Source organism: Qipengyuania mesophila (assembly GCF_019711655.1).
Taxonomy (GTDB): domain Bacteria; phylum Pseudomonadota; class Alphaproteobacteria; order Sphingomonadales; family Sphingomonadaceae; genus Qipengyuania; species Qipengyuania mesophila.
In genome coordinates this window covers 222536-234961 of sequence record NZ_JAIGNU010000001.1, presented here as the reverse complement: position 1 = coordinate 234961, position 12426 = coordinate 222536, and the positions used below count along the sequence as shown (strand labels likewise).

The 12426-nt window shown below is 63.3% G+C and carries 10 protein-coding genes; 5 read left to right on the top strand and 5 right to left on the bottom strand.

From position 1 onward, the window contains the following. Nucleotides 1-40 precede the first annotated feature (40 nt). Nucleotides 41-2695 (top strand): alanine--tRNA ligase, encoded by a 2655-nt coding sequence (gene alaS / locus K3181_RS01140; protein ID WP_221600024.1) that lies wholly within the window; start codon nucleotides 41-43, stop codon nucleotides 2693-2695. 9 nt (nucleotides 2696-2704) lie between these two features. On the opposite strand, the gene K3181_RS01135 is transcribed toward alaS, so the two are convergent. From K3181_RS01135 to K3181_RS01115, 5 genes are all read right to left on the bottom strand, one after another. Beyond that, nucleotides 2705-2881, bottom strand: a complete 177-nt coding sequence (locus tag K3181_RS01135) for a hypothetical protein (protein WP_221600022.1) — start codon at nucleotides 2879-2881, stop codon at nucleotides 2705-2707. Nucleotides 2882-2924: 43 nt separating this feature from the next. Next, nucleotides 2925-3437 (bottom strand): hypothetical protein, encoded by a 513-nt coding sequence (locus K3181_RS01130; protein WP_221600020.1) that lies wholly within the window; start codon nucleotides 3435-3437, stop codon nucleotides 2925-2927. A 2-nt stretch (nucleotides 3438-3439) separates the two neighbouring features. Then, nucleotides 3440-5200 carry a cation:proton antiporter domain-containing protein gene (locus K3181_RS01125; RefSeq protein ID WP_221600018.1) on the bottom strand — a complete coding sequence of 587 codons (1761 nt, stop codon included), beginning with the start codon at nucleotides 5198-5200 and terminating at the stop codon, nucleotides 3440-3442. Nucleotides 5201-5250: 50 nt separating this feature from the next. Continuing rightward, nucleotides 5251-6906 carry a bifunctional GNAT family N-acetyltransferase/carbon-nitrogen hydrolase family protein gene (locus tag K3181_RS01120; RefSeq protein WP_221600016.1) on the bottom strand — a complete coding sequence of 552 codons (1656 nt, stop codon included), beginning with the start codon at nucleotides 6904-6906 and terminating at the stop codon, nucleotides 5251-5253. Between the two features lie 104 nt (nucleotides 6907-7010). Continuing rightward, nucleotides 7011-8231, bottom strand: a complete 1221-nt coding sequence (locus K3181_RS01115; protein WP_221600014.1) for an NADP-dependent isocitrate dehydrogenase — start codon at nucleotides 8229-8231, stop codon at nucleotides 7011-7013. A gap of 303 nt (nucleotides 8232-8534) precedes the next feature. On the opposite strand from K3181_RS01115, the gene K3181_RS01110 reads away from it, so the two are divergent. From K3181_RS01110 to K3181_RS01095, 4 genes are all read left to right on the top strand, one after another. After that, entirely contained in the window at nucleotides 8535-9875 is a 1341-nt protein-coding gene (locus K3181_RS01110) for an exopolysaccharide biosynthesis polyprenyl glycosylphosphotransferase (RefSeq protein ID WP_221600013.1), read from the top strand. 163 nt (nucleotides 9876-10038) lie between these two features. Next, a complete protein-coding gene (locus K3181_RS01105) occupies nucleotides 10039-10320 on the top strand; it encodes a hypothetical protein (protein ID WP_221600010.1) in 282 nt (93 codons plus the stop codon). 131 nt (nucleotides 10321-10451) lie between these two features. Further along, nucleotides 10452-11750, top strand: coding sequence for an O-antigen ligase family protein (locus tag K3181_RS15770; RefSeq protein WP_221600008.1), 1299 nt, complete (start codon nucleotides 10452-10454; stop codon nucleotides 11748-11750). Then, nucleotides 11734-12423: a polysaccharide biosynthesis/export family protein gene (locus tag K3181_RS01095; protein WP_221600006.1), complete on the top strand. Its 690-nt coding sequence runs from the start codon at nucleotides 11734-11736 to the stop codon at nucleotides 12421-12423. The genes K3181_RS15770 and K3181_RS01095 overlap by 17 nt, the downstream gene beginning before the upstream one ends. The last annotated feature ends 3 nt before the right edge of the window (nucleotides 12424-12426 follow it).

Below are 12426 nucleotides of genomic sequence, written 5' to 3'. Positions count from 1 at the left end.
GCGCTTGTCGCCTGCGGCGCGATTGCCTAACTGCGCTCGCATGACTTCGACCAACGACATCCGCCGTAGCTTCCTCGACTATTTCGCGTCCAACGACCACGCGGAAGTCGCCAGCGCGCCGCTCGTTCCGTTCAGCGATCCGACGCTGATGTTCGTCAATGCCGGCATGGTCCCGTTCAAGAATGCCTTCACCGGCCTCGAGACCCCGCCCGCACCGCGCGCGGCCAGTGCGCAGAAGTGCGTCCGCGCCGGCGGCAAGCACAACGATCTCGACAATGTCGGCTACACCGCGCGGCACCACACCTTCTTCGAAATGCTCGGCAACTTCTCGTTCGGTGACTATTTCAAGGAACAGGCGATCCATCACGCCTGGACGCTGCTGACGAAGGAGTGGGGCCTAGACAAGGACCGGCTGCTGGTCACCGTCTACCACACCGACGACGAGGCTTTCGACCTGTGGAAGAAGCTGACCGGTTTCGCCGACGACCGCATCATCCGCATTCCGACCAAGGACAATTTCTGGGCCATGGGTTCGGACGGTCCCTGCGGCCCGTGCTCGGAGATCTTCTACGACCATGGCGATCACATCTGGGGTGGCCCTCCGGGAAGTCCGGAAGAAGACGGCGATCGCTTCGTCGAGATCTGGAACCTGGTTTTCATGCAGTTCACGCAGGAAAACGACGAGATCGTCGGTGACCTGCCCAAGCCGAGCATCGACACCGGCATGGGGATCGAGCGCGTCGCGGCGGTGCTGCAGGGCGTCCACGACAATTACGACACCGACACATTCAAGAACCTGATCGCGGCGAGCGAGAGCCTTACCGGGGTCAAGGCCGAGGGTGAGCGGACCGCAAGCCACCGCGTCATTGCCGACCACCTGCGCTCGACCAGCTTCCTGATGGCCGATGGCGTGCTCCCGTCGAACGAAGGGCGCGGCTACGTCCTACGCCGGATCATGCGCCGCGCGATGCGTCATGCGCACCTTCTGGGGGCGAGCGAGCCGCTGATGCATCGCCTCGTACCCGCGCTGGTGACCGAGATGGGGCAGGCCTATCCCGAGTTGCAGCGGGGGCAGGCGCTGATCCAGGAAGTGCTCGAACGCGAGGAAACCCAGTTCCGCCGCACGCTCGACAAGGGGCTCAAGCTCCTCGACGAGGCCACTGGCGAGATGGGCGAGGGCGGCACGCTCGACGGCGGCACCGCGTTCAAGCTCTATGACACTTACGGCTTCCCCTACGATCTCACCGAAGACGCGCTGCGCAGCCGCGGCATCGGGGTCGACAAGGACGGCTTCGACGCTGCCATGGCGCAGCAGAAGGCCGCCGCGCGCGCCGCTTGGAAGGGCTCGGGCCAGGCCGCGAACGAGGAAGTCTGGTTCGACATCGCCGAGCGCGAAGGCTCGACCGAGTTCACCGGCTACAGCTCGACCACGGGCGAGGCGGCGGTGGTCGCGATCGTCAAGGACGGTACCGAGGTGCAGCAGGCCGGCGAGGGCGACGAGGTCGTCATCCTCACCAACCAGACGCCTTTCTATGGCGAGAGCGGCGGCCAGACGGGCGATGCCGGGCGCATCTGGACGCCCGAAGGGCTCGAATTCACGGTCGAAACGACCAACAAGCCGCTCGGCCGGTTGCACGCCCATGTCGGCAAGCTCGCGAAGGGCACGGTCAAAGTGGGCGATGCCGTCCACCTCGTCATCGATGTCGAGCGCCGCGACCGCATCCGCGCGAACCATTCGGCGACGCACCTGGTCCACGCCGCGCTGCGCAACCGGCTCGGCGGGCATGTTACGCAGAAGGGTTCGCTGGTCTCCGACGATCGCTTCCGCTTCGACTTTTCGCACCCGAAGCCGCTTTCTGACGAGGATATCGCCGCGATCGAAGCCGAGGTGAACGCAGAAATCCGCGCCAACGAGCAGGTCGGGACGCGGCTGATGACTCCCGACGATGCGGTTGCGGCCGGCGCGCTGGCGCTATTCGGCGAGAAATATGGCGACGAGGTCCGCGTCCTCTCGATGGGCCGCAAGGGTGACGAAGGGCGCACCTATTCGGTCGAGCTGTGCGGCGGCACGCACGTCAAGGCGACCGGCGACATCGGCCTGTTCAAGATCGTCTCGGAAAGCGCCGTCAGCTCGGGCGTGCGCCGGATCGAGGCACTGACGGGCGAGGCCGCTCGCCAGTGGCTGGCCGCGCGCGACGAAGCGGTGCGCGCTATTGCCAGCGCGCTCAAGACCTCGCCCGACGAGGCACCCGCGCGCGTCGCCGCACTGGTCGAGGAGCGCAAGCGGCTCGAGAAGGAACTCGCCGAGGCCAAGCGTGCGCTGGCGCTGGGCGGCGGTGGATCGGGCGATGCCGGTCCGGCCGACCAGGAGATCGGCGGCATGACCTTCTCCGGCCAGGTGATCGAGGGCCTCAACCCCAAGGAATTGCGTCCGCTGCTCGATGAGGCGAAGAACCGCATCGGTTCAGGCATAGCGGCGATCTGCGCGGTCAACGAGGGCAAGGGTGCCTTTGCCGTGGCGGTCACCGACGATCTCACGGGACGCTTCAGCGCGGTCGATCTGGTCCGGGTCGGTGTCGAAGCGCTCGGCGGCAAGGGCGGCGGTGGCCGCTCCGACATGGCCCAGGGTGGTGGACCGGACGGCAGCAAGGCCGAAGCTGCGCTCGATGCGGTGCGGTCCGCGCTGGCGGGCTAGCCGACTGCGTTAGCCTTGGCGGCCTACCTCGGGCTCGCTGCCGCGCGGGATGTCCTGGCCGTCGGTGTCGGCAGGCTTGTCGGGATTGGCGCTCGGTGGCTCTTTGCTGCCAACCGGATCCTGGACATTCTGCGGCTTGAACTTCTCGCCGTTCGGCGTGGGCTTGGTCGGGTCGGGGTTGCTCATTTCATTCTCCTTCACCCGACCAACGAGCGAGACAGGGAGAAGTTCAGGAATTCTGCAAGCTGGCGGGATCTAGCGAGGCATAGGCGCGCCTGACAGCCTGTCCGGCGCGCGCGATCCTCGCGCTGTCGGCGAGCGTTTCGCGCGAACCGGCGATATCCGCCAGTTCCTCCCTCAGCTGAAGCAGCGCAGGGTCGGTGGGCGCCACGCCAAGCGCCCGCTCGACGAGATAGGCAAGGTCGCTTACCGGCCTCAGGGCGAGGAAGGCTTCGACCATCGGGCCAAGCAGAGCCCCATCGCCGCGCCAGTCCCGGCCTTCGAACAGCGTCTGGACGACATGCTGGCCCGCGCCGAAGCACTCGAAGCGAATGCAGCCTGAGAAGCCTTCCTCCGCACGGTGTTCGTAAATCGTGCAGAGCGCGTCCGCCCCGAGCATTGGGCAGGGCTGGCCGGCTTGCTTGGCAGCGGAAAAGCCCGGCATCTCTTCGGAAGGGTAGGCGATGCAGCACAGGGCGGCGCAGCGGCTGCAGTCCGAGCGCGTTTCGAGGACCGGCGCCATTGTCAGGCCTCGGCGGTGCTGGTCCGCAGCTTGGGCTTGTAGGACAGCGCGCCTTCTTGCTCGATCTGCTCGCGGAACTCGTCGCGCTTCTCGTGGATCGAAGCGATCACCGGCCCCATCGCTACGCCGATATCGACCAGCACCGCCTCCGAGAGCTGCAACGAACTCTCGAGCGTTTCGGGGACGGCGTGGCTGGCGCCGGCACGATAGAGTTCGGCGGCATGCTGAATGTCTCGCGCGCGGCACACAATCAGGAGGTCAGGGTATTCCTTGCGCAGCTTGATCACGAGGCGTTGCACGAGGACCGGCTCGTCCATGGTCAGGACTATCGCAAGCGCATTTTGCACTCCCAATCGATCCATCGAATCGCCGCGTGCCGCATCGCCGAAGACCGCGCGGAAGCCCCGGCGCTTCGCGTTCTCGATCAGGTCAGGATCGGCGTCGAGCGCCACATAATCCTTGTCATGCGCATCGAGCATCTGTGCGACCAGCAGCCCGACGCGACCTGCACCCACGATGATCACGCGCGGCTCGTCGCCCCTGGCTTCGGGAACGTCGGGAATCGGTTCGACGCGCCGGGCGATAATTCGTCCGAGGCGGGCGAGCAGAGGGGTCACCGTCAGCCCGATAGCGGTGACGATCTGCCAGAATTGCGCCGTACCCGGCTGGATCAACAGCGCCGAACTGGCTGCGGCAAGGATGATCAGGGTGGTTTCTGACGGGCTGGCCATCAGGATGCCGGTTTCTGCCGCGGTGCTGCGACGAGCACCCATCAGCCGGAGAAGAACTCCCGTCACGAGCGCTTTGAACGGCAGGATCAGGAGCACCGCGGTGGCGAGCAGGCCGAAGTTGTTCCAGATCGTCGCCAGGTCGATGCTCATGCCGACGGTGATCAGGAAAATCCCGAGCGCAAGGCCCTTGAAGGGCTCCATGATCGCTTCGACTTCGCCGTGATATTCGGTTTCCGCGATCAGCAGCCCGGCAATGAGTGCGCCGACGATCGGCGACAGGCCCACGGCTGCAGTGGCCAGGCTGGCGCCGATCACCACGAGTAGCGATGCCGCGAGGAAGAGCTCGGGGCTCTTGGTGCGCGCAGCCTGTCCGAACAGGCGGGGGAGGGCAAAGCGTCCGAGGATCATCATCGCCGCGATCACCAGCCCGCCCTGCCACAGCGTGGTCAGCATGCCTTCCCAGCCTTCGCCCGCCGCATTGGGCGCCATCGCGCCGAGCACGAAGATGATCGGGACGATCATGATATCCTCGAACAGCAGCATCGACAGTGCCGCGCGGCCCACCGGCGAGTGCGTACCGGCGATCGGCAGGACGATCGCGGTCGATGAGAAGGCGAGGGCAAAGCCGAGGGCAAGCGCGCCGGTCCAGTACTGGCCCATCATCGACAAGGCGATGGCGAGGCAGGAGCCGATCATCAGCAATTCCATGGCGCCGAGCCCGAAGACCAGTTTTCGCATCTGCCACAGGCGGTTGAAGCTGAGTTCGAGACCGATCGTGAAGAGCAGCAGGATGATCCCGAACTCGGCGAAGGGGTCCAGCGCCTCGGGATCGGAGATCGTGATGTAATTGAGCCACGGATGCTCGAAGACGAGCCGCCCGAGGCCGTAAGGCCCGACCGCGATGCCGATCAGGATGAAGCCGATGATCGGCGTCACGCGAAAACGCGTGAACACTGGGATGACAAGTCCAGCCGCGCCGAGGATGACGAGCGCGTCCGAGATTGCGGGGCTTGCGAGTTCAGCCGATGCCATGTTGTGATCCGTAACCGCGCGATGCCGCGCTGTCACGACGCATGCAGAGCTTAGCCACCACCGGCATGCGACGGACCGAGCGGCTCGCGGCGGGGGCGGGGCTTTCCGGGATGCTTGCCGTCCTCGTCCCATTCGATTCGGTAGAGATCGAATCTGCGATCGGCGAGGTTGCGCACCGTGCCTTCGGCGCGCGCCCAGCTGAGATCGGCGAGATTGATGTCGCTGATGGTCAGAGTCTCGACATTCTCGCTCGCCTCGGCGGCCACACCGTCACGCGCGAAGGGGAAGTCGCAGGGCGTCAGGATGCAGCTTTGCGCATACTGGATGTCCATATTGCCGACATTGGGCAGATTCCCGACATTCCCGGAGAGCACGACAAAACACTGGTTCTCGATCGCCCGCGCCTGCCCGCAATAGCGCACGCGAAGGTAGCCTTGGCGGCTGTCGGTGCAGAAGGGGACGAAGATGATCCGCGCCCCCTCGTCGGCAAGCCGTCTGGAGAGCTCGGGGAATTCGCTGTCGTAGCAGATCTGCACGCCGATCGGGCCGCAGTCGGTCTGGATCACCTCGACCTTGTCGCCGCCCTTGATGTTCCACCAGTACCGCTCGTTCGGTGTCGGGTGAATCTTCTCCTGCGCGTGGATCGATCCGTCACGCAGGCAGACATAGGCGACGTTGTGGATGTCGCCATCCTCCATCCGCGTCGGGTGCGAACCGGCGATGACGTTGATGTTGTAGCGCATCGCCATTTCGGAAATGTCCGTGCGTATGCGCGGTGTGTATTCAGACAGGCGCTCGATCGCCTCGACGGGCGAGAGTTCCTTCTCCTCGAAGCTCAGTAGCATGAGCGTGAAAAGCTCGGGAAAGAGAATGAAGTCTGCCTCGTAATCGCTTGCTACATCTACGAAATACTGCACAGTCCGAAGGAACTCGTCATAGTCGACCACGGCCCGCGCCTGGAGCTGGCAGGTTGCGACGCGGACCGATTCCACGCCGCGCGGCAGGCGCTTCTTTACTGGCTGGTCGCGCTCGACATAGGGGTTGCGCCAGACCATCATCACGGCGTTGGCCATCGAGGCCTTATCCTCGGGCAGATAGCCTTCCATGATCCGCTCGGGTTCGAAGCCGTTGGCGAGCTGGAAGCGGAGCACCGGGTCGTGCAGCTTCCCTTCGACGACCTTGTCGAGATAGTCCTGCGGGCCTTCCACGCGGCGGCGAAGCCGACGGTAATTGGGCATGCGGCCGGCGAAGACGATGCCGGTCAGATCACGTTCCTCGGCAAGCGCCCGGCGTTCTTCGTAGAGTCGCCGGCCAATCCGCACGCCGCGCACCTTGGGATCGACGCACATTTCGTAGCCGTAGAGCCAGTCGCCGGTTGGGTCGTGGCGGCTGCCGTAGCCATTGCCGGTGATCTCGTCCCAGTCGTGCGGCTGGAAGGCGAGCGCTTCGGCCACCTGCATGGTCGCGCAATAGCCGACAACCTCGTCGTCGAGCAGCGCGACGAAACAGCCATCCTTGAAGTTGTTGATCTGCCCGCGGATCTCGCCATGGGTATAGGCGGGCATGTCCTCGTAGACCCGGCGCACCAGATCGGCGATGCCGCGGATGTCCTTGATCATCGCGTTGCGCACTTCGAGTCTGCGCTGGCCGAACTTCTCGGTAGTCTTGCGCTTCGTGCCGCGCGATCTGGCTGGCTGCTTTGCCATTCGGTCCCCGTCTGTTCGTTACGACCCCAAACAAAGACGGGGCCGGCTTTCGCCGACCCCGTCGATCTGGCTTATCCGGGTAATGACCCAGAACGCGAAGGGTTTCAGGCCCAGGCCTGCATTTCCTTCTCGAGGTTCTCGACGATCGCTTCGAAGAACTGCTCGGTGGTCATCCAGCTCTGGTCAGGGCCGATCAGCAGCGCGAGATCCTTGGTCATCTTACCGCTTTCGACGGTCTGGATGCAGACCCTCTCGAGCGTTTCGGCGAACTTGACGACATCGGGCGTGTTGTCGAAGCGACCGCGATAGATGAGGCCGCGGGTCCATGCGAAGATGCTGGCGATCGGGTTGGTGCTGGTCGCCTTGCCCTGCTGGTGCTGGCGATAGTGGCGGGTGACCGTGCCGTGGGCCGCCTCGGCTTCGACGGTCTTGCCGTCGGGGGTCATCAGCACCGAGGTCATCAGCCCGAGCGAGCCGAAGCCCTGCGCAACGACGTCGGACTGCACGTCGCCGTCGTAGTTCTTGCAGGCCCAGACGAACTTGCCGCTCCACTTGAGCGCCGCGGCAACCATGTCGTCGATCAGGCGGTGTTCGTAGGTGATGCCGGCTTCCTTAAACTTGTCGGCAAATTCGGCGTCGAACACTTCCTGGAACAGATCCTTGAAGCGCCCGTCATAGGCCTTGAGGATGGTGTTCTTGGTCGAGAGGTAGACCGGCCATTTGCGGTCGAGGCCGTAGTTCATGCAGGCCCGGGCGAAATCGCGGATGCTGTCGTCGAGATTGTACATCGCCATGGCGACGCCGCTCGACTGGAATTCGAACACGTCGAGATCGATGTTCTCGCCGTTTTCACCCTCGAAGACGAGACGCAGCTTGCCGGCACCGGGGATCAGCGTGTCGGTGGCGCGATATTGGTCGCCGAAGGCGTGACGGCCGACGACGATGGGGTCGGTCCAGCCGGGCACGAGGCGCGGCACGTTGTCGATGACGATCGGTTCGCGGAAGACGACGCCACCGAGGATGTTACGGATCGTGCCGTTGGGCGAACGCCACATCTTCTTCAGGCCGAATTCCTCGACGCGCGCCTCGTCGGGGGTGATCGTGGCGCATTTTACGCCGACACCGTGTTCCTTGATCGCGTTGGCCGCATCGACAGTGATCTGGTCGTCGGTCTCGTCGCGCTTCTCGATCGACAGGTCGTAGTATTTCAGGTCGACGTCGAGATAGGGCAGGATCAGCCGCTCGCGGATCCACTGCCAGATGATTTTCGTCATTTCGTCGCCGTCGAGTTCGACGACCGGGTTCGCAACCTTGATCTTCGCCATGGGTTTCCTGTTCGTTCGTATGTGAGTTGCGCGCGCCATAGCAGACAGGCGGTACGGGGCAAGGGAGCGTCGCCCGAGCCGGACGGGCGCCAGCAGCTCGGCAGGCTGCGACCGGTCAAGGCAACAGTCTCACTTTGGCGCAAATTGCCAATTCGCGTTGCACGGAATGACTAATGACGATTAAAGAAGTCCTGCGCACAGCTTGCGTCGAACGAAAACTGCGACGTCGCATGATCGTCCATACCCCCCGGGATAGAGAAGGGCGGAGCGAAGAACGTGTATTTGGAGAATGTTTCCCATGCGATGAGCCGGCCGGCCATGGAGGGGCGCCGGATCCAGTTGTATCTGCTGATGCTGCTGGCCGACACGCTGATCCTTCTCGGCAGTTTCATCGCGGCCGGCGGCCTGTATCGCAATCAATGGCCGCACGAACTCGCCATCGCGATGGGCTGGGCGTTCCTTCCCATCTTCCTGGTCATCGCTGTCCATCAGCGGTGCTATTCGATCCGCGCGCTCGACGAAATCCGCTATGCGATCGGCCAGGTCGGCGTGGCCCTGATCCTTTCGGCCATGCTGTGCATGGTGATGATTTTCTATGCCAAGGCGGCTACCGAGTTCTCGCGCGTCATGCTGTCGCTGGCGCTTGTTCTGGCTTTTTCGGGAATGGCGCTGTTCCGCGCCGGGCTGCATTACGGCATGCGCCGCGTCTACGGGCCGAGCGTGAGTTCGGTGCTCGTCGTCATGGACGGCGGCCCGAAGGTGGACTTTCGCGGGGCTCAGGTCGTCCATGCGGAAGACTTCGACATTTCGGGCGTTCATACATCGCCCGACAGCCTCGACCGAATCGGGCGGCTGATGCGCGGCATGGACCGTGTCGTCGTCAGCTGTGCGGTCGACCGGCGATCGCAATGGGCCAGCGTCATGCGAGGTGCCGGCGTTCGCGGCGAGGTCATCTCCAACGCCCTGCAGGAACTGGGGGCGATCGCGCTGGAGCGCGAAGGTGGGCAGTCGTTCCTCGTCGTGTCGACCGGGCCGCTCGCACTTCATGCGCGCATCATCAAGCGGGTCATGGACTTGGCCATTACCATACCGGCGCTGATCGTGCTGAGCCCGGTCATGCTGCTAGTCGCCTTGCTGATCAAGCTCGAAGACGGGGGGCCGGTGTTCTTCGTCCAGCAGCGGATGGGGGCGCACAATTGCCTCTTCGACATGCTCAAATTCCGGTCGATGCGGCACGGGAAGGGCGATCGAAGGGGCGCGCGCTCGACCTCGCGCGATGACGATCGCATAACGCGGGTGGGTGCCTTCATCCGCAAGACCTCGATCGACGAACTGCCGCAACTGTTCAATGTTCTGCGCTCGGAAATGAGTATTGTCGGCCCCCGCCCGCATGCACTGGGGTCGCAGGCTGGCGAAAAACTCTTCTGGGAAGTCCACCGGGATTACTGGCAACGCCATGCGCTGAAGCCGGGGCTTACCGGGCTGGCGCAAATTCGCGGTCACCGCGGCGCTACCGAGACCGAAGACCACCTGAAGGACCGGCTAGAGGCCGATCTCGAATATATCCGCAACTGGTCGATCTGGCGTGATGTGACGATCATCTTCGCCACGGCCAGGGTTCTGGTGCACCCGAATGCGTATTGACCTGCGGGGCGGGTGGCGTAAGGTAACTTTCGAAAAGACGGGCCGCTGCGTGCAGAGGTTGTGAAAGAGACGGTGTAACAAGGAATTAACCGGTTGCGCCTTATTCGAATCGCTGCTAGCCAAGCATTGAATTCTCGCGAAGAAGAACACTAGGAGACTAAAAATGAAGACCAGCCGCCTTCTTGCCGGCCTCGGTGCCGTCGCCATGGCGACCACCTCGGTTGCTGCCACTGCCGGTACCCGTGCAGCCGACGCTTCGAACGTCGCTGTTCAGCCGGTGAAGCTCTCGAGCGTCAGCGGTGACGTTGCGCGTTCGACGCTGACCAAGAAGAACAAGAGCGAGCTCGGTGGTACCGGCCTCGTTATCGCGATCATCGCTGGCCTGGCAGTGATCGGTGGCGTTATCGCCGCAGCGAGCGACGACGACCGTTCGTCGGGCGCATAAGCTAGATTCAATCTAAAGTAAAACCCCGCCAATCAGTGATTGGCGGGGTTTTATTTGCCTGATGCATGCGGAGCTCGGCGTTGAAAAACCGGTCGGAGCTTAGGGGTGAGCCGCGCTTTCCTTTCGGAAGGGTGGCGCTTTTCCTGTTGATTGCAGCCGTGGTTTTCGGCGGTGGTGGCAGTCATGCCGCGTTCGGAAATTTGCTCGTCGGACTGGGGGCCTTGCTGGCCGTCTGCTGGTTCGCTTTCCGCAGCGAGCCGCTGTCTCATCGTTATGGCCGGGCGTTTGCGATCCTAGTGGCCGCATCGATCGCAATTCCGCTGCTCCAGCTGATCCCTCTTCCTGCGGGCCTCTGGCAGGCACTGCCCGGACGCGATCTGGCAGCCGAGGCGCGAGGCCTGGTAGGGGCAGGCGATCAGTGGTTCGCTCATTCGCTGGACAGGGGGCGAACTCTGGGGGCGCTCGCTGCGCTTCTCGTTCCGCTGGGGCTGCTGCTTGCCCTCGATCTCGATCGAACACGCAAGAGAGCGTCGCTACTCCTGGTGGTGGTCGGCCTGGGGCTTGCGCATTTCCTCCTCGGCGGCCTTCAGATCATTCTCGGGAACGTTTCCTTCTTCGGTTATCCGAATCTGGTTGATGGCCAGCTCTACGGCTTCTTCGCCAACCACAATTCTGCGGGACTGTTCTTCGTTCTCGTGCTTTGTGCGCTCGCCGCGGTGGCGGACAGCGACTTCTTTGCTCGCAGGAAGTGGATGATGTGGGTGGCCGGCGTGCTTTTGAGCCTCGGCTGTGTGCTCACGCAATCGCGCTCCAGCCTGGCCCTGCTCATTCTGGTTCTAATCGTTTTGGCCGCCCGGGCGCTTTGGTACGGACGCCTGTCGGCGCATCGTCCCAAGCCGGTCCTCCTCGGCTCTATCGGCATCGCGCTGGTCTTGGCTCTGGGGATTCTGGCCACGAACGCGCGGACGTTGCAAACCATCGAGCGGTTCGAAGATCTCGAGGACTCGCGTCCGGATATCTGGGCCGACACGCTAGTTGCGGTCGATCGCTATTGGCCGGTCGGAAGCGGAATGGGAACTTTCGACGAAGTGTTCCAAGTTGACGAGTCCTTGGAGACGCTCGTTGCGCCGAAGGCCGGGCGGGCGCACAACGATTTTCTAGAGATTTCGTTGGAGGCGGGCGTGCCTGGGATTCTGCTTGTTCTTGCTTGGCTGGTCTGGTTGGGGATCGCTTGGTGGCGGACCCGTGGAGGCGAAAGCGGCACGCTGGCGGGCTTTTCTGCGCTGGCGCTTCTATGTGTCGCGCTCCAGTCACTAATCGACTATCCCTTGCGCAATTATGCCATGTGGAGTCTTGTTGCCGGTTTCGCCGCCGTGTTAGCAACTGCGAATATAAATTCTCGGGGTCTGAATCTTGTCAAAAATCCGTAGTCTCTTCCCGTTGCTCTGTCTTGGGCTGCTCGCGGGCTGTTTCAATCCCGGGGCGGACCTCGCGCGCGGTGATGCCGCCTACGAGATCATTCCTCCGCAAGATCCTGAGCGCGGACCGCCCGACTATCGGATCGGCGTGCTGGACACGCTCTCGGTCCGCGTCTTTCAGGAGCCCGAGCTGACTTTCGAAACGCTTCAGGTTGATGCATCGGGAACGATCAACTTTCCGCTGGTTGGCCAAGTCGATGCCGCCGGCAAGACCGCCATCGAGTTGAGCGAAATGCTCGAAGCCGGTCTGGGTGCCCGCTTCATCCGCGATCCGCAAGTGGTCGTGGGTGTGGTCAGTTCGGCGGCGCAGCGCGTCGTTGTCGAAGGCAGCGTGACCGAGCCCGGCGTTTACGAGATTGCCGGTACATCGTCGTTGCTCGAGGCCATTGCCCGTGCCAAGGGCCCGACGATTACCGCCGTCGAGGACGAAGTGATCGTGTTCCGACAGATTGATGGCCAGCAATACGGGGCCATCTTCAACCTCCGCCATATCAGGGAAGGGCGCGTTCCGGACCCCGAGATTCTCGGTGGCGACCGCATCGTTGTCGGTTTCAGTGCCGTGAAGGGTCTCTATCAGGACTTCTTGCGTGCAGCGCCCATCTTTAACATTTTTACAAGGTTCTAGGTT